General features: G+C 73.0%; 14 protein-coding genes. 7 read left to right on the top strand and 7 right to left on the bottom strand.

All coding sequences use genetic code 11. The features are described 5' to 3' along the window. Positions 1–2: 2 nt before the first annotated feature. Positions 3–473, bottom strand: a complete 471-nt coding sequence (locus tag SPRI_RS05540; protein ID WP_005309209.1) for a cation:proton antiporter regulatory subunit — start codon at positions 471–473, stop codon at positions 3–5. 322 nt (positions 474–795) lie between these two features. Here SPRI_RS05540 and SPRI_RS05535 point away from each other — a divergent pair, with 322 nt between their 5' ends. From SPRI_RS05535 to SPRI_RS05520, 4 genes are all read left to right on the top strand, one after another. After that, on the top strand, positions 796–1,608 hold the full coding sequence (locus SPRI_RS05535) for an SAM-dependent methyltransferase (protein ID WP_005309208.1): 813 nt from the start codon (positions 796–798) through the stop codon (positions 1,606–1,608). Positions 1,609–1,748: 140 nt separating this feature from the next. Next, entirely contained in the window at positions 1,749–2,654 is a 906-nt protein-coding gene (locus SPRI_RS05530; RefSeq protein ID WP_005309207.1) for a LysR substrate-binding domain-containing protein, read from the top strand. A gap of 96 nt (positions 2,655–2,750) precedes the next feature. Further along, a complete protein-coding gene (locus SPRI_RS05525; RefSeq protein WP_053556738.1) occupies positions 2,751–3,332 on the top strand; it encodes a cysteine dioxygenase family protein in 582 nt (193 codons plus the stop codon). Further along, positions 3,332–4,378: a YeiH family protein gene (locus tag SPRI_RS05520; protein ID WP_053556737.1), complete on the top strand. Its 1,047-nt coding sequence runs from the start codon at positions 3,332–3,334 to the stop codon at positions 4,376–4,378. Before SPRI_RS05525 ends, SPRI_RS05520 begins: the two co-directional genes overlap by 1 nt. 302 nt (positions 4,379–4,680) lie before the next feature. Here the strand turns inward: SPRI_RS05520 and SPRI_RS05515 are convergent, their stop codons facing one another. After that, on the bottom strand, positions 4,681–7,446 hold the full coding sequence (locus SPRI_RS05515) for a LuxR C-terminal-related transcriptional regulator (RefSeq protein ID WP_053556736.1): 2,766 nt from the start codon (positions 7,444–7,446) through the stop codon (positions 4,681–4,683). A 291-nt stretch (positions 7,447–7,737) separates the two neighbouring features. Between SPRI_RS05515 and SPRI_RS05510 the strand changes: the two genes are divergently transcribed. Further along, a complete protein-coding gene (locus tag SPRI_RS05510; RefSeq protein ID WP_234020328.1) occupies positions 7,738–8,157 on the top strand; it encodes an ATP-binding protein in 420 nt (139 codons plus the stop codon). Between the two features lie 54 nt (positions 8,158–8,211). Here the strand turns inward: SPRI_RS05510 and xylA are convergent, their stop codons facing one another. Next, on the bottom strand, positions 8,212–9,381 hold the full coding sequence (gene xylA, locus SPRI_RS05505) for a xylose isomerase (protein WP_005309204.1): 1,170 nt from the start codon (positions 9,379–9,381) through the stop codon (positions 8,212–8,214). Positions 9,382–9,549: 168 nt separating this feature from the next. Between xylA and xylB the strand changes: the two genes are divergently transcribed. Beyond that, on the top strand, positions 9,550–11,025 hold the full coding sequence (gene xylB / locus SPRI_RS05500) for a xylulokinase (protein ID WP_053556735.1): 1,476 nt from the start codon (positions 9,550–9,552) through the stop codon (positions 11,023–11,025). Between the two features lie 701 nt (positions 11,026–11,726). Here xylB and SPRI_RS05495 read toward each other — a convergent pair. From SPRI_RS05495 to SPRI_RS05485, 3 genes are all read right to left on the bottom strand, one after another. Next, on the bottom strand, positions 11,727–12,188 hold the full coding sequence (locus SPRI_RS05495; RefSeq protein WP_005309202.1) for a MaoC family dehydratase: 462 nt from the start codon (positions 12,186–12,188) through the stop codon (positions 11,727–11,729). 19 nt (positions 12,189–12,207) lie between these two features. Further along, positions 12,208–13,560: an MFS transporter gene (locus SPRI_RS05490; RefSeq protein ID WP_005309201.1), complete on the bottom strand. Its 1,353-nt coding sequence runs from the start codon at positions 13,558–13,560 to the stop codon at positions 12,208–12,210. Between the two features lie 299 nt (positions 13,561–13,859). Further along, entirely contained in the window at positions 13,860–15,083 is a 1,224-nt protein-coding gene (locus SPRI_RS05485) for an acetyl-CoA C-acetyltransferase (protein ID WP_005309200.1), read from the bottom strand. A 399-nt stretch (positions 15,084–15,482) separates the two neighbouring features. Between SPRI_RS05485 and SPRI_RS05480 the strand changes: the two genes are divergently transcribed. Continuing rightward, positions 15,483–17,111, top strand: a complete 1,629-nt coding sequence (locus SPRI_RS05480) for an IS200/IS605 family element transposase accessory protein TnpB (RefSeq protein ID WP_053556734.1) — start codon at positions 15,483–15,485, stop codon at positions 17,109–17,111. Positions 17,112–17,117: 6 nt separating this feature from the next. On the opposite strand, the gene SPRI_RS05475 is transcribed toward SPRI_RS05480, so the two are convergent. Beyond that, on the bottom strand, positions 17,118–18,035 hold the full coding sequence (locus tag SPRI_RS05475) for a LysR family transcriptional regulator (protein ID WP_005309198.1): 918 nt from the start codon (positions 18,033–18,035) through the stop codon (positions 17,118–17,120). Positions 18,036–18,083 lie beyond the last annotated feature (48 nt).

Here is an 18,083-nt window from a genome sequence, read left to right as displayed (position 1 = left end):
GGTCAGCCTCCGGCGATGATCTCGGCGAGGGTGTCGACGCCCTCCCGGGTGCCGACCGCGACGAGCGTGTCTCCGGTGGCGAGCCGGAAGCCGGGGCCGGGCGACGGATGCGCCCCCGTCCGGCGCAGCACCGCGACGATCGACGCGCCGGTTCTCGTACGGGCCCCGGTGTCGCCGAGGGCCCGTCCGACGTAGGGGGAGCGGACTCCGACGGGGATGTGTTCGGTGACGAGGTCGATGCCGTCGGTCCGTACGGCGTCGATGGGCGCCTGGTCGAGGAGATGGGCCAGCGCGGTGGCCTCCTCGGGCACCAGCGGTACGGAGAGCAGGCAGGCGTCGGGATCGTCCGCGCTGTAGAAGCCGAGGAACCGGCGGCCGTCGTTGTGGACCACGACCGAGACGTGGTGGCCGCTCTCGGTACTGAAGTCGTACTGGATGCCGACTCCCGGCAATGGGGTGCGACGGGTTGTCATGCTCGCCTCCCGGGAGCGACTCCCAGAGGGAGAGGATGCGTACGGGCCGTTTTGGGACGTTTTGTGAGGTTGCTGATCAGTCTAGGGCGTGCCGCGGTCCCGCTCCGAGCAGCAACCCGCTCCGGCGCTCCGGCCTGCCGCGTCCCGGCCCTCCCCGCGCCCTGCCCGCCACGGCGGCACGCGTCCCGCCCGGCGTGGACGCCACGGGCGAACTCCGGGCCTCGGCAAGGGAGTTGCTTGCCGTGCGAAGCCGGCCCTGCGAAGATCGTGCGATCGTCCCGTGACCGGGAAGAACGGGCGTCGAGCAGTGAGGGAGCCTCGAATGACCGGGACCGAGCCGGCCGCAGCACGGATCGACACCAGCAGGCCGCATCCGGCCCGGGTGTACGACTGGTTCCTCGGTGGCAAGGACAACTACCCCGTCGACGAGGAGCTCGGCCGGCAGATCATGGGCGTCGACGGGACGGCCCGGCATGTCGCCAGGACCAACCGCTGGTTCATGCAGCGCGTCACCCGCTGGCTGGCCGGCGAGGCCGGGATCCGCCAGTTCCTCGACATAGGCACCGGCATCCCCACCGAGCCGAATCTGCACCAGGTGGCCCAGGGCATTGCCCCCGACGCCCGGATCGTCTACACCGACAACGACCCCATCGTCCTGATCCACGCGGAGGCGCTGCTGCGCAGCAGCCGCGAGGGAATCACCGACTACGTACAGGCCGATGTGCGCGAGCCGGGCCGCATCCTGGAGCAGGCCCGCAAGAACCTGGACCTCACCAGGCCCGTCGCGCTCTCCCTGGTCGCGCTGACGCACTTCCTCGGCGACGAGGACCGCCCCTACGACCTGGTGGCCCGGCTCGTCGACGCGCTCCCGTCCGGGAGCTACCTCGTACTGTCGCAGCTCACCGCCGACTTCGACCCCGTCGCCGTCGGGCGGGGCGTGGCGATGTACGCGGCCGGGGGCGTCACCCTGGCGCCGCGCACCAAGGACGAGATCGCCCGCTTCTTCGACGGCCTGGACACGGTGGACCCCGGACTCGTCCAGCTGACCGACTGGCACCCCGAGCTCGCGGTGGGCGAGAGCGTCGACGAGAACGCGGTGATCTCGCTGTACGGAGCGGTGGCCCGGAAGCCGTAGCCGGGCCGGAAACGGTCGGTGAGTGCGCGGTGATCTCTCTGTACGGCGCGGTGGCCCGCAAGCCGTAGCCGGAAACGGTCGGCGAGGCGGACCCGGGGGCGGGAGGCGGTGACCCCCCAAAATCCGCTTATGATGCACCGGTGTTCGATTCCCGGCACATCAAGACGTTCCACGAAGTGGTCAGGACCGGCTCGTACACGGCGGCCGCCCGCGCCCTCGGCTACACCCAGCCGGCGGTCACCCAGCAGATGAAGGCCCTCGAACGGGACGTCGGCTCACCGCTGTTCGTCCGCGTGGGCCGGGGGATGCGGCTCACCGAGGCGGGCGAGGCGCTGTCCAGGCACGCGACGGCGATCCTCGACTCCATGTCGGCCGCGCAGGAGCAGATGAACGCCCTGACCCGGCTGCGTGCCGGACGGGTCCGCCTCTGCGCCTTCCCGAGCGCCAACTCCACCCTCGTCCCCGAGACGCTGGCCCGCCTCACCGCCGAGCACCCCGCCATCCGCGTCGACCTGCTCGAGAACGAGCCGCCCGAGTCGCTGCGGCGCCTGGCACGCGGCGAGTGCGACATCTCCCTCGCGTTCACCTACCCGGGACTGCACGAGGATGTGCCGGAGGAACTGGTCGAGATCCCGCTCCTCGAGGACCAGCTGACCGTGCTGCTGCCCGGCGGGCACCACCTCGCCCGCCGGCGGGTCGTCCGGCTCACCGACCTGGCGGGGGAGCGCTGGATAGCCGGCTGCCCCCGTTGCCGCGCCAACCTGCTCCACGAGTGCGCGGAGGCGGGCTTCGTCCCCGACATCGCCTTCATGACGGACGACAACCTCGCCGTGCAGAGCCTGGTGGCAGAAGGGCTCGGGGTCGCGATGATCCCGGCGCTCGTACTGAACTTCATGCGCCACGCCAAGGTCGCCGGCCGTCCGCTCCAGCCCGCTTCCCGGCGCAAGATCTCGGCGTACGTCCTGAAGGAACATCTGCGCATCCCCGCGACCGCGCTCGTCCTCGACGAACTGAGGACGGTCGCCGCGAACAAGACGGGCTGCTGACCGGGACGACCCCGACGCGATACATAAGCAGCGCTTGGGGGAACCGAAGAAACAGTCGTTGGACGTAATGGTTCCGCCGGTCGGAGGCTTGCCGGTATGACTCCGGCCCCGACCGCGCAGAGCGCATCCTCGGCCCCCCGTACCACCGACCGTCTCGACGCCCTCGTCGCCGGCGTCCGCGAGGTGGTCGGCCGCGGGCTGCCGCCCGACCCGACCGCGTACCTGGTCGGCGAACGCCTGGCGCCGCACCTGGGCGCCCCCGACCTGCTCACCGCCGAGCAGCGGCAGAGCGACACCGACCGCTACCGGCAGCACCTCCTGCACGCCGAGCACGACGGCAGCTTCTCCGTCGTCGCACTCGTCTGGCTGCCCGGGCAGGGCACGTCCGTGCACGACCACGTCTCCTGGTGCACCACCGGCGTGCACGAGGGACGGGAGCAGGAACGGCGCTACCGGCTCGTGCCCGCCGCCCGTGCGGACGGCGCCGCGCGGCTCGTCGCCACCGCCGATGTGGTCAGCGAGCAGGGCGAGTTCTGCGGTTTCGCGCCACCCGGTGACATCCACCGGGTCTGGAACCCGGGACCCTCCACCGCGGTGTCCCTGCACGTCTACGGCGCCGACATATCCCGGCTCGGCAGCAGCGTACGCCGCGTCTACGCCCTGCCGGCCGACCGCTGATGGCGCTCCTGCGGGACCGGCCCGCCGCACCCCCGCAGGCCCGCGCAGGGGGGACCCGGCGGCGAGGACTCGCGCTGGCGGCCCTCGGCGTCGCCCTCGCCTGGTCCGTCCACCGGATCCTGCCCGGCGTCCCGATGCTCACCGCCGCCGTCGTGCTCGGCGTCGCCGCCGCGCACCTGCCCCGCCTGCGGGCGACCGTACGCGGGCCCGCCCGGCCGGGGCTCTCGTACGCGGGCAGGCGGCTCATGCGCGCCGGGATCGTGCTCCTCGGCCTGCGCCTCGGCCTCGACGACGTACGCGGCCTCGGCTGGGCCACCGTCGCCATGGTGATCGGCGTCGTGACGGCCACACTCCTCGGGACCTGGTGGCTCGGCCGGCGGCTGGGACTCCCCGGTGACCAGCCGCTGCTCATCGCCACCGGATACGCCGTCTGCGGCGCGTCGGCCATCGGCGCCGTGGGGGAGGTGCGGGACAGCGACGAACGGGACGCGGCCACCTCCGTCGCGCTGGTCACCCTCTGCGGGACGCTCGCGATCGCCGTACTTCCCCTCCTTCAAGGCCCGTTGGGTCTGGGCGACGCCGAGTTCGGCCGCTGGGCCGGCGCGAGCGTCCACGACGTCGGCCAGGTCGTCGCCACCGCGCAGACCGCGGGGGACGCCGCCCTCGGCGAGGCCGTACTCGTGAAGCTGATGCGCGTGGCGCTGCTCGGCCCGCTCGTCGCCGTCGTCGCGCTGGCCGCACGCCGCGGGAACAAGGGCACGCAGGGGGCGAGCGGCGCGCGACGAGTGCCGCTGGTGCCGCTCTTCGTCGTGGGCTTCCTCGCCGCCGTGGCCCTGCGCAGCACGGGGCTGCTGCCCCCGGGGGTGCTCGAGGGGGCGCATGTCACGCAGGAACTGCTCCTGGCCGCCGCCCTGTTCGGCCTCGGCAGCGCCGTCGACCTGCCCTCCCTGACCCGCACCGGCGGCCGGGTCGCGGCACTCGGCCTGTCGGCGTGGCTGGTCGTGGCGGGGCTGTCCTACGCGGGAGTGCTGCTGCAGGCGGCGTGACCCCGGCCGAAGGAGCTTCAGGGAGGGGCGCCGCAGCCGGGCGCGTACGCCGTACACGGCGGGAAAAGTGTCGTGCCCGGGGCCGGGAACCGCATCGCCTCCCGACAACGGCCGCATGTGGGGTTGCGGCGTGGCCGGTCGGCATCCCGGCAGCCCCGGGCACACTCGGAAACTAGGGCCGCCGGGCCGGTGCTGCCTATAGGGACCCGGCCATCTACCTATACGCAAAGAATCGACCGGGTCCCGTGTGCCACTTGGCCGGCGGCGGTCGCGCCCGCTGCGCCGGCTCCCGACCGACCCGCTCATTCGGGGCGCTGGGCGCGTGTGCGTGAAAGATTCTGCCGGGACTGGGACTCCAGCTTGCGCCGGGCCCTGGAGACATGCTGCTCCACCGTACGCGGCGACAGGTGCAGCGTCGCCGCGATCTCCCGGTTGGTCAGACCGGTCGCCGCCAGGTCCGCCACCTCCTGCTCGCGCGGTGACAGCCGGTCGCCGTAGCTCGGCCGGCCACGCGGCCGCTGCTCGTCGGCGGGCTGGTGGGCCCGCAGCTCGGCCCGGAGGCGGGCGGCGTCCCAGACGGCGCCCAGCTCGGTCAACTGCTCCACGCACGAGGTCAGTTCGGCCACCACGGCGGCCGCGTCCGTCCCCGAGGCCAACTGGCAGCGGGCCGCCCCCTCGGTGGCGAGCACCGTCGCGTACGGGCGCGGTATGCCCGCGTACTCGAGGGCCGCCCGGCGGTACAGGTCGGCCCCCGTCCGCGGGTCGCCGTCCGCCTCGGCGAGCAGCGCGCGGCACCAGTCCAGCGCCGCCGACGACGCGGGGGCCTGCCGGCCGTCGAGGCCGGCCTCGTATTCGGCGATCATCCCCTGCGCCGTGTCGCGCCGGCCCGCGCGCAGCATCGCGTCGACGGCCCACGGCGCCAGCTCCGCCGCCCACACCCACACGCCCTTGTCCCTGATCCGGTCCCAGGCCGTCGACGCCTCCGCCACCGCCGTTTCGACGTCGTCGCGGACCAGGGCCATCCGGATCAGCGCCCCGGACGCGGTCGCCACGTGCGGAACCGCGGAACCCTCCGTCTGCCGCGAGCCGTCGCCGGCCAGCCACGCCGTCGCCTGCTGCCACTCGCCCCTGGAGATCGCCATCAGCCCGAGAACGGTACGGCCGTCGACGCCCTGGCCCGGCATGGTGTCCGCCTCCGCCACGAACGCGCGTGCCCGGCCCGTCAGTTCCGCCCAGTCGCCCTCTGCCCAGTCCAGCAGCAGCGAGGTGCCGCGGGCGCCCTGCTCGACGTACGACGCTCCGCTGCGGGTCGCCAGGGCCACACCCTCGGCGAGGAGCCCGCGGGCGGGACCGAGCTGGCCCAGCCAGAGCGCGCCGTCCGCCGCGTTGCACAGGCCACGGGCGACGTGCTGCCGGCAGGCGGCGTCCTCGGTGTCCCGCGGCAACTGCTCCAGCACCTGCCAGGCCGCCGGATCGCCGATGTACATCAGCGTGCCGGCCCGGTTCGCGGCGACCGCCGTACGGGCCTCCTCGTCGCCGCTGTCCGCGCCGGCCTTCTCCGCGCGCTCCAGCCAGTACAGGTTCCGCTCCAGCGGCACCGTCGACAGCAGCGGCATCGCCAGCGCCGCCATCGCCCTGGCCGCCATCAGCGGCCGTTCCTCGAGCTCCTCCACCGCCTTCTGGAGCTCCAGCCAGCCCTGCATGCCCGCGACGGCCTGGTTGCACAGCAGCAGACCGAGGTCGAGCCGGATCTGTCCCCGCACGGCGGCCGGCAAGGACTGTTCGTCGAGGATCTGCCGCAGCACGGTCACCGTCTGGTCGCTGCGCAGCCCCAGCACGGCGCTGTGCGCCAGCAGCGGCGCGAGCCGGGCCCGTGCGGCGGGCGGCACGGTCGGACGGGACAGCGCCCGCTCGAGGATGTCGATCGCGGCCTGGTGCTCACCGTCGGCCGCGCACTGGAGCGCCGCATGCTCCACGGCCCGCAGCCACGCCTTCGTCTGACCGCCGTGGCGGCGGTGGCGGGCCAGCGGCACCCACGGCACCGGGTGCCTCCGGCCGAGGGCCGTGGCCGCCCTGCGGTGCATCTCACGGCGGACCGGTCCGGGCACCTGCCCGTACACCGCGGTCGCCGCCATCGGGACGAAGAAGCCGTAACGGCCCTCCGCGTCCTCCCGCAGCACGCCCGCGCGCAACGCCTCGACCAGCGCCTTCGTGCCCTCGCCGCCGTCCAGACCGGCGACCGCGGAGAGCTCGCCCGCCTCCACCGGCTCGTCCAGCACGGCGGCGGCCCAGGCGACGGGCCGCGCCCGCTCCGTCAGCGCCGCGGTACGGCCGAGGGCCAGCTCGGCGAGGCGCGGCGGGACGCCCGCCGCCTCCAGGTCCCTGACCGAATAGCGCTCCCGCCCGTCGCCCGACTCGCACAGCAGCCGCACCACGTCGGCGACGACCTGCGGCACGCCGCCCGACCGCTCCTGGACGCGGGTGACCAGATCGGACGGGCAGCGGCTCGGGCCGAGTCCCTCCTCGACCAGTTCGCGCACCTGCTGGGCGTCGAGCGGGCCGAGCCGCAGCCGTGACACGGCGAGGGAGGAGGGAAAGTGCGCCCCTCTGCCCAGGGCGAGGCCGGGCTCGGGCAGTTCCTCGGGCCGGTACGTGACGACCGCGGCGAGCCGGGCCGGAGGGCGGTCGAGGAGCCTGCGCAGCAGCTCGAGCGCCGGGCCGTCGGCACGGTGGACGTCCTCCGCGACGAGCAGGAAGCGGTCGCCCCGTTCGAGGAGCGGGGCCAGGGCGCCCGGCAGATCGGCGGGGGAGGGCGGCGCGCTGCCCGGCGGCCTTTCGGACGTCCCGGGCCGCGGCCGGCTCACGACGGTGGCTCCGGACGACGAGAACGAGACGGTCACGCTACGGATCGACCGGGCCGCCGCGCCGTCCACCAGACGCGCCGCGAGGCGGGTCTTTCCCGTCCCGGCCGGGCCTTCGACCAGCAGCAGCGCGGCCTCGTCGGCGGACGGCCCCCCGAGCACGCGCTCCGACCACCGGCCGGCCGTCTCGTCACTCCACGTGACCACCGAATCACTCTCCTCGGAGATTCCAAGGCATTTCGATTCTTTACGTATACGGGTTTCAGTGTCCCTGATTGAACGGGAGGTGTCCGGATACGAGTGTTGGGGTTGCCGCAGAACGCCTGCGTGGCTTTCGACGGCCAGGTTGGAGAAGGACTCCCCGGCCGCTGGACCTGAGTCAGGGCGATGCCGCCCGACCGAACAGGAGCCCATGTGATTGCCATGGAACGTGCACCGAGCCCTGCCCATGGGCGGGCCGGGCCCACCTCCGCGCTGCGAGGCCTGGCCCATTGCGCCATGCCCGCCACGCCGGAGGCCGCACGCGCACTCCGGCGCTTCGCCCGCGCAGTCGCACGCCGATGGCGACTGGCCGAGCACTTCGACGAGGCGCTGTCCGTCATCGTCACCGAACTGGTCACCAATGTGGTGCTGCACAGCGGCAGCCCATGGGTGTCCACGGTGATCAGCGTCCGGGGCGACGCGCTGACGGTGGAGGTCATGGACGGTGGCTGCTGGAAACACCGGGTGACCCGCCGGCAGGAACCGCTCGACGCCGACGTCCCCTGCGGGCGCGGCCTGCGCCTCGTGGACGCCTACGCGACACGGACGATGACGCACCGGATGGAGCGGGGCAGTGTGGTGCTCGCGGAGATCGAGCTCCACACCAGGCCGCCCTTCGTGCGCGACCCGCTCCAGGCCTTCGACCCGCATCTGTGAGACGGCCCGGGGCCGCTCCGGATCTCCCGGAACGGCCCCGTGTGCGCGTGCGGTTCAGCGCGCTCCGAGCAGGTGGTCCATCGCCAGCTGGTCGAGGCGCTCGAACGCCATCCCGCGCTCGGCGGCGGCGTCCACGTCGTAGTCCTCGAACGCGGTACGGTCGGCCAGCAGCGCCGCCAGTCCGTCCTCGGCCGTCGGCCGCGCCAGCTCGTCCAGGCGCGAGGCACGCAGTGCCTCCTGGACCTCCGGGTCCGAGCGGAACGCCGCGGCGCGCTCCTTGAGGATCAGGTAGTTGCGCATGCAGCCGGCCGCCGACTCCCACACGCCGTCGAAGTCCTCGGTCCGCGGCGGCTTGAAGTCGAAGTGCCGCGGGCCCGCGTAGCCGGCCGTCTCCAGCAGGTCCACCAGCCAGAACGCGGACCGCAGATCACCGGCGCCGAAGCGCAGGTCCTGGTCGTACTTGATGCCGCTCTGGCCGTTCAGGTCGATGTGGAAGAGCTTGCCCGCCCACAGCGCCTGCGCGATGGAGTGCGGGAAGTTGAGCCCGGCCATCTGCTCGTGGCCGACCTCCGGGTTGACGCCGTACAGCTCCGGGCGCTCCAGGCGCTCGATGAACGCCAGCGCGTGGCCGACCGTCGGGAGCAGGATGTCGCCGCGGGGCTCGTTGGGCTTGGGCTCGATGGCGAAGCGCAGGTCGTAGCCCTGCTCCGTGACGTACTCGCCGAGCAGGTCGAAGGCTTCCTTCATCCGGTCGAGCGCGACGCGCACGTCCTTGGCGCCACCGGACTCCGCGCCCTCGCGGCCGCCCCAGGCGACGTACGTCTGCGCGCCCAGCTCCACGGCCAGGTCGATGTTGCGGATGGTCTTGCGCAGCGCGTACCGGCGCACGTCACGGTCGTTGGCGGTGAAGCCGCCGTCCTTGAAGACCGGGTGGGTGAAGAGGTTGGTCGTCGCCATCGGCACGATGACGCCGGTGGCGTCCAGCGCCTCGCGGAAGCGCTTGATGTGCGCCTCGCGCTCGCTGTCGCTCGACCCGAAGGGGATCAGGTCGTCGTCGTGGAAGGTCACACCGTACGCGCCGAGGTCGGCGAGCCGCCGGACGGACTCAGCAGGGTCCAGGTGCGGCCGGGTCGCGTCCCCGAACGGGTCCCGGCCCTGCCAGCCGACCGTCCAGAGGCCGAAGCTGAACTTGTCGTCGGGGGTGGGGGTGAAGCGTTCCGTCATGGCCATGCCCGCCTTGGATCACTGGTTTGTTTTCTGACCTTACTAATAATGCATGCCGACCCCCGATCACAGAAGCCCCCCGGGCACTGTTGTCGCGCGGGCGCGTGACGTAATTTGTTTCCAGCTCGGCCAAATGGCCGCGCACGAGCTCATGGGAGAGGTGCGGCAATGCCGGCGAACGCGGTCGTCATCGGGGTGGACAGCTCCACACAGTCCACGAAAGCGGCGTTCACCGACGTCACCAGCGGGCGGCTCCTCGCCGTCGGCAGGGCGTCCCACCGGGTCACGGGCGAGCACGGCGCCCGGGAGACCGACCCGGAGGTCTGGTGGCAGGCGCTCGCGGACGCCGTCGCCGCCGGCCTCAAGGAACTCGCCGGCCTGGGGATCGAGCCGGCCGCCGTCACCGGCATCGCCGTCGCCGGACAGCAGCACGGCCTTGTCGTCCTCGACCGCGCCGGCGCCCCCGTGCGGCCCGCACTGCTGTGGAACGACACCCGCTCCGCGCCGCAGGCCGCCGCTCTCACCGAGGCGCTCGGCGGGCCCGACGCATGGACCGCCCGCACGGGCTCCGTCCCCGTCGCCTCCATGACGGCCGCCAAGTGGCAGTGGCTGCGCCAGAACGAGCCCGCCGCCGCGGACGCCGCGGCGGCGGTGCGCCTGCCGCACGACTTCCTCACCGAACGACTCTCCGGCGTCGCCGCCACCGACCCCGGCGACGCCTCCGGCACCTGCTGGTACTCCACCGCGACCGGCGCGTACGACCCGGCCCTGCTGGACCTCGTCGGGCTCGACCAGGCGCTCCTGCCGACCGTCGCGCCCACCGGCGCCACCCGCGTCGGCTCGCTCACCCCCGCCGCCGCCGAGCGGCTCGGCCTGCCCGCCGGGATCGCCGTCGCCGCCGGAACCGGCGACAACATGGCCGCGGCGGTCGGCCTCGGGCTCGGCGGAGCGGGCCTGCTCGACCACCCCGCGCTCAGCCTCGGCACGTCGGGCACGGTGTTCGCCGCGAGCCGCACACGCCCCGCGTCACCGGCGCTCGCCGGGTTCGCGGCGGCGGACGGCACGTACCTGCCGCTCGCCTGCACCCTGAACTGCACCCTCGCGGTCGACAAGGTCGCGTCCCTGCTGGGCCTCGACCGCGAGGCCGCGGAAGCGGGCGGCGAGGTCGTCCTGCTGCCCTACCTCGACGGCGAACGGACCCCCGACCTGCCCGGCGCGTCGGGCATGCTGAGCGGCCTGCGCCATACGACCACCCGCCAGCAGATCCTCGGCGCGGCCTACGAGGGGGCGGCCGTGACCGTCCTGCGCGCCCTCGACGAGGTCATGCGCGCCTGCGGCCAGGACCCGGCGGACCCCGCGACGGCCGCACGCCCCCTCCGGCTGGTGGGCGGCGGGGCGAACGGCCGTCACTGGGTGGAGACCGTGCGCCGCCTGTCGGGCCGCCCCCTGCTCATCCCGTCCAGCGGCGAACTCGTCGCCCTCGGCGCGTCGGCACTGGCCGCGGCCGCGGCGACCGGAGCGGACCCGGTGGCCCTGGCGGCGGAATGGGAAGGCGGTTCAGGGACGGAACTGGAGGCGGTGGAGCGGGACATGGAGACGTGGGAGCGGGTGTCGGCGGCCGTGGAGGAAGCGGCGGCCGGCTGACGTGCGGGGGCGGGGCGTTGCCGCTGCCGGGTGTGCGGCCGGGGTGCGACGGTCGCCTCGCGGGCGTGTCGGTGGCGGGGCGTTGCCGCTGCGCGGGGCCGTTTCCCCGCCCCGCCCCTTCCCGGAACCGGGGCAGGCCCCGGACCTCTTTCGCGTGGGCTCCGCCCCCGGACCCCCGCGCCTCGAACGCCGGCGAGGCTGGGGGTGCCTCCGCTGGCGTGTCGGAGTGCCTTTGACGGCGAGGCTGGGATGCGTCCCCGCGGGCGAGGCTGGGAAACGTCTGCGCCGGCGCGGCGGAATGCCCCTGTCGGGGGAGGCCGGGAGATGCCTCCAACGGCGGCTGGGGGTGCCTCCGTCGGCGAGGCCCGGAAACTGCGCCGGCGACGTCGGGCTGTGCCCGCGCGGACGAGGCGGGGAGCGCCTGGCGCGGCGTGGGTCGTCTCCGCCGGCGAGGCCGGGAGATGCCTGCGTCGGCGAGCCGGGAAGCGCACGCGCGGCCGGGGCCGGGTGATGCCCCGCGACGCCGGATCACCGTGCCGCGGGGCCGAAGTTGCCGGGGCCCGGATGCCGCGCAGGGCATCCGGGCCGTCCGCGTTCGAGGGCAGTGCGCGGAGCGCGGGACGGGGCCGGGCGGGGTGCCCACGGCCGCCGGCCGGAGGGGGAGGGCAGGGGAAGGGCTGGCTCGTCCCGGCCTCACCCCGTCAGGGGTAGACGTGCGTCAGCGACTCCGCCACGCACGCCGGCTTCGCGGACCCCTCCAGTTCGAAGGTGAACGCCCGTGTCATGCCGACCCCGCCGCGTTTGACCGGTGCCACCGACGTGACCGTCGCGTGGAGGCGGACGCGGCTGCCGACCGGGACAGGGGCGGGGAAGCGGACTTTGTTGACGCCGTAGTTGAGCGCCATGCCCACTCCCGTGACCTGGAGCAGTTCGGCGAACATCGGGATGCCCCAGCTGAGGACCATGTACCCGTGGGCGATGGTCCCGCCGTAAGGGCCTTGTGCGGCGCGCTCGGTGTCCGTGTGGATCCACTGGTGGTCGCCGGAGACGGCGGCGAACATGTCGATGAGGTCCTGGGTGACCTCCCGCCACCTCGAGTGGCCGAGGTCCCGGCCGGCCAGAGCGCTGATCTCGGGGATGCCGTCGGCGATGAAGGGGGCCATGGTGTCTGCCGCCTCCCGTTCAGACCGTCGTGGTGACGGTGGCGGTGGTGCCCGGCGCAGGCTGCTCGGCCGGATCGTCCGCGAGTTCGTCGTGGTTGGGGCGGCGCAGGATCAGCACCATGCAGCCGAGGGTCAGCAGCACCTGGAAGACCGCGTAGATGATGACCGCGGTGATCGAGCCGGTCCAGTTCAGCAGCGACTGGCCGACGATCGGGGTGGTGCCGCCGAGGATCGTGCCGCACAGCTGGTAGCAGAGGGAGATGCCGGTGTAGCGGACGTTCGCGGGGAAGCGGCTCGCGAGCATTCCGGCGAGGGCCGCGTAGTAGAGGCAGTGCGGGATCGTGGCGACGGAGACGCCGATCATCGCGAGGGTGTAGTTCTCGGTGCCGATGAGGACGAACATCAGCGGCAGGAGGAAGATCTCGGGGAGCAGCATCACGCAGACCGCCCGGGTCATGCTCTTCATCCGCGTCGCCAGCACGGCGCCGAAGGGCTGCACCAGCACCTGGAGCACGTTGGCGACCAGGATGATCGTGAGGAACGAGCTGCGGTCGAAGTCCAGGCTGCTGGTGGCCCAGGAGAGGGCGAACGTCGACTTGAAGTAGGTGGCGGAGAGGCCGATCGTGCAGGCGCCGATGCCGAGCAGGATCAGCGTCGGCTGCGTGCGCAGGACTTCGGTGAGCGGCAGCTTGGAGACGTTCTTGGTCCTGATGGCCTTGGCCATGGCCGGCGACTCGGCGACCCGCATCCGCACGAACAGGCCGACGAAGACGAGGACCGCTGAGGCGAGGAAGGGGATGCGCCATCCCCAGGAGACGAAGGCGTCGTTCGGCAGCTGACTGATCGCCAGGAAGCTGATGGTGCTGAGGGTGTTGCCGACGGGGGAGCCCTGCTGGGCGAAGGCGCCGTAGAGGATGGACTTGCCCTTGGGCGCGTGCTCGGAGGCGATGAGCACGGAGCCGCCCCACTCGCCGCCGAGCCCGATGCCCTGCACCATGCGGATGCACACCAACAGGATCGGGGCCGCGACACCGATCGAGGAGTAGCCGGGCAGCAGACCGATGAGGGTCGTGGCGATGCCCATCATCAGCAGGGTGATGACGAGGGTCTTCTTACGGCCGAGCCGGTCGCCGAAGTGGCCGAAGATGATGCCGCCGAGCGGCCGGGCGAGGAAGCCGACCCAGAACGTCGCGAACGCGACCAGCGTGCCCAGCGGGCCTTCGAGCTCGGGGAAGAAGACCTCGTCGAAGACGAGGGCCGCGGCCGTTCCGTAGATGTAGAAGTCGAACCATTCGATGGTGGAACCGATGAAGGCTCCCAGCCCCGCGCGGTTGGCGGTTCTCTTCTGCTCGCGTGCGGTGGACGCACTCATGCTGCGGCTCCCAGGGGACAGTGATCAGGGGGAGCGGGAGGGGGCGCCGTCCCGGCGTGTGGGGCCTCCCGTCGTGACGGGCGTAACGCTGCCAGCCGGAACCTAGACGGGTCCAATACCGAATAGCTGCCGCAGTGAGAGTCATCGCGTCTGAATCGAGCGGCCGGAACGCAGCGTTCCATGCCGATGCCGATGCCGATGCCGATGTCGGTGGCGATGCCGGAGGCGCGCCGGTGAGGCCCGGTGACCGTGTCACCCGGGCCTCACCGGCGCTCGGGGTGCTGTGGTGCCGTGCGGCGTCAGGCCGTCACGCGCTCGAAGACGGCGGCCAGGCCCTGCCCGCCGCCGATGCACATCGTCTCCAGCCCGTAGCGGGCCTCGCGGCGGCGCATCTCGTGGGCCAGGGTCGCCAGGATGCGGCCTCCGGTGGCGCCCACCGGGTGGCCCAGCGAGATGCCGGAGCCGTTGACGTTGATCCGCTCGTGGTCGGCCTCCGACAGGCCTAGTTCCCGGGTGCAGGCGAGAACCTGCGCGGCGAAGGCCTCGTTCAGCTCGATCAGGTCCAGGTCGGCGAGCTTGAGCCCGGCGCGCTCCAGCGCCGCCCGGGTCGCCGGTACGGGGCCGATGCCCATCGTCCCGGCCGGCACCCCGGCCCGGGCGAAGGACACCAGGCGCACCATTGGGGTCAGGCCCAGCCGTGCCGCGGTCTCGGCGCTCGTCACCAGGCAGGCCGCCGCCGCGTCGTTCTGGCCGCTGGCGTTGCCCGCCGTGACCGTCGCCTCCGGGTCGGAGCCGATGGTGAGGGGCCGCAGCGACGCGAGTTTCTCCGCCGTGGTGTCCGGACGCGGGTGCTCGTCGGCCGAGACCAGTGTCTCGCCCTTGCGGCCGCGTACGGGGACGGGCACGATCTCGTCGCCGAACAGCCCGGTTTCCATGGCCCGCCCGGCCCGCTGCTGGGAGCGGAGCGCGAGGGCGTCCTGGTCCTCCCGGCTGATGCCGTACTCGCGACGGAGGTTCTCCGCGGTCTCGATCATGCCGCCGGGCACCGGGTGGTTGACGCCGCCGGCGGTCACCCTGCCGCGCGCGAGCGAGTCGTGCAGCTGGAGGCCGGGGCCCTTGATGCCCCAGCGGCCGTCGTGCGTGTAGTACGGGGCCGCGCTCATCACCTCGACACCGCCGGCGATCACCACGTCGCTGAAACCTGCCCGGATCTGCATGGCCGCGTCGAGCACCGCCTGAAGGCCCGAGCCGCAACGACGGTCGACCTGCACCCCGGTCACGGACACCGGCAGCCCGGCGTCCAGGGCGGCCACCCGTCCGATCGCCGGGGCGTCGGACGTCGGATAGGCGTGACCGAGGATGACCTCGTCGACCTGGCCGGGGTCGATGCCGGTGCGGCGGACCACCTCCGCGATCACGTGCGCCGCGAGAGCGGCGGGACGCAGGCTCGAGAGGGCGCCGCCGAACCTGCCGATCGGGGTGCGGAGCGGTTCGCAGATGACGACATCGGGCTGACCGGACATGCGGTGGCCTTCCTGGGTACGGGCGGGTGATGCTCTGTCGACCCTTCCACCGGCCGCCGCGTCCGGTCCAATATCCGATCGGGGTTCGATTGAGACGCCGGACGAATCAATCGCGCGGGGTGATGTGGCCCGGTAGGCCTGGCGGTGAGGGTCGGTCGCGCAGGGCGGTCGCGCGGCGGCGAGGGCCGGTCGCGCGGGGTGGTGAGGGGTCGTGAACTGCCGCTGTTTGACTTCGTATGAGTGAGTTCTGCCGTGTACCGGTGAGTGGTTGTGGGCTGTGGTGTGTGAGGGCTCGCGGGGTGGACGGGGGTTCGCCTGTCGAATGGGTGACCTTTGCGGGGGCGGGTCGTTGGGGGTGGTGGCGGGTGTGTGTGGTCCGGTGCGGAGGGGGTGATCGCTGTGGGTGGTCTGCGGGAGGTGGCGGCGCCGTTCGTGGCTTCCGGACCTTCGGGTGTGGCAGTGCGTACGCGGCTCAAGGGCCTGACAGCCGGGGATGAGGAGGTGCTGCGGCTGGTGGGTGCGCATCTCGGGTCGCTGGCCTCGCGTGATCTCAAGGCGCGGTGTGTGGAGGGTCTGGAGCACGACAGCGAGTCGTGGGCGGTCCGGAAGCGCGGCCTGACGGGGGTGTCGTCGTCGCGGTGGGCGGGGTCGATTACGAAGGCCACGCACGATCAGTGGGCGCTCGCCCGGCGCGGCCAGGCCGCGCACATCCAGGGCCTCGAAGCCGGTATCAGGACGATCGCTCACCGGTTGTCGCTGCCGGTCGGGGCGAAGGGCACCCGGCGGGTCCCGGGCGGCTACCGTTCCGCGCACGAGTGGTTCCACAAAACCCGGCGTCTGCGGGTGCTGGAGGACCGTCTTGGGCGGGTGCGGGCCGACCGGGACGCGGGCCGGGTGCGTGTGGTGTGCGGCGGCCGACGGCTGGCCCGTACCGGGCATCACCTTGCCGAGGCGGGGCTGACCGCAGCCCAGTGGCGCCGGCGGTGGGAGGCCGGGCGCTGGTTCTTCCAGGCGGATGGTGAGTCGGGGAAGAGGTTCGGTAACGAGACGATCCGCATCACCCCCGAAGGCGACGTCAGCATCAAGCTCCCGGCCCCGCTGGCGCATCTGGCGAACGCCGCGCACGGACGGTACGCACTCGCCGGGCGGGTGCGGTTCGCGCACCGGGGCTCCGAGTGGGCGGACCGTGTGGCAGCGAACCGGGCGGTGGCCTACCGCATCCACCACGACACCGGACGCGACCGCTGGTATCTCACCGCCTCCTGGCAGATCCCACCCACCCCTACCGTTCCGCTCGAAGCCGCCCTCGCCCACGGCGTGATCGGCGTCGACACCAACGCCGACCACCTCGCCGCCTGGCGCCTGGACACCCACGGCAACCCATGCGGTGAACCCCGCCGCTTCGCCTACGACCTCACCGGCAGCGCCCCCCACCGCGACGCCCAGGTCCGCCACGCCCTCACCCGACTCCTGCACTGGGCCAAGGCCTGCGGCGTGAAGGCGATCGCGGTCGAGGACCTCGACTTCCAGGCCGAGAAGACCAGGGAGAAGCACGGCCGCAGGCGAAGGTTCCGGCAGCTGATCTCCGGCATGCCCACCGGACGCCTGCGTGCCCGCCTCGTCTCCATGGCCGACCGGACGGGTATGACGATCATCGCCGTCGACCCCGCCTACACATCCAAATGGGGAGCGCAGCACTGGCAGAAGCCCCTCACCAGCACCACCCGAAAGACCAGCCGGCACGATGCCGCGAGCATCGCGATCGGCAGACGCGCCCAAGGGCACCCGATCCGGCGACGGACGACACCGCCCCCGCACGACCAGAGCGATCGTGCGGGGCATCGGACCGTCCAGGCCGGCCCGGGCACCCTCGGGCGCGAGGAAACCCGCCCCCGCATCCCCGGACCACGCACACGATGCGTGCCACCGGACGCGGAACGAAAGCGGGCAACCAGGGCACCCAACACCGTTCGGGGTGCCCGCAGCGACCAGGAATGGGTCCAGAACCCACTCCTGCTCACTGAATAGGAACGGTCAGTCGCGCGGCATGCCGGCCGGTCCGGCGGGTGTCGGCAGTGCCTCGGCGGCCACCGCCAGCACACTGCGCAGGGCCGCGGACGGATTGTCGGTGCGCCAGGCCAGCGCAGCCTGGAGCCGGGTCGGCGGGCCGGCCAGCGGCCGGTGCACCAGGCCCGTCTGCTGGATGTGCAGACAGGAGGAGAGGGTGAGCGTCACGCCCACGCCCGCCGCCACCAGCGCCAGGATCGTGTACGAGTCCGGGGCCTCCTGCACCACACGGGGATGGAACCCCGCCTCCTCGCAGGCCCGGAACGTGGCGTCGCGCAACGTGGAGCCGGCGTTGGCGGGGAAACTGACGAACGGCTCCCCTGCCAGGTCGGCCACGGGGATCCGCTCCTGGCTCGCGAGGGGGTGGTCCTGGGGCAGGGCGCACAGCAGTTCCTCCTCGCCGATCACCCGGGTCTCGACGCCGGGCCGGCCGGCGGGCAGCCGCACGAAGCCCAGGTCGAGCGAGCCGTCCGCGACCTTGGCCAGCGCGACATCGGCGTAGGTCTGGCCCTGCATGACCAGCTCCAGTCCGGGATGGGCGGCGCGGACCGCCCGGGTGAGCAGGGGCAGGGTGTGGTGCGAGGAGGCGCCGGCGAAGCCGACGGTGACCCGCCCGTACTCTCCCTGGCCCGCCGCCTTCGCCACCCGTACGGCGATGTCCAGGTCGTCCAGGACGGTGCGTACCGGCTTGAGGAAGGACTGCCCTGCGCTGGTGAGCCGTACCGAGCGGGTGTTGCGCTCGAACAGCTGGACCCCGAGCTCCCTCTCGAGCTGGCGGATCTGCTGGCTCAGCGGCGGCTGCGCCATCTGGAGCCGTCTGGCGGCGCGGCCGAAGTGCAGCTCCTCCGCGACCGCGACAAAGGAGGTCAGATAGCGCAGTTCCACGGTCGTCCCGTTCCGTTCCGTCCGGATTCCAGTGGACGCCCGGTGGCT

The organism is Streptomyces pristinaespiralis (assembly GCF_001278075.1).
Taxonomy (GTDB): domain Bacteria; phylum Actinomycetota; class Actinomycetes; order Streptomycetales; family Streptomycetaceae; genus Streptomyces; species Streptomyces pristinaespiralis.
This window is presented reverse-complemented; position numbering and strand designations above follow the sequence as displayed.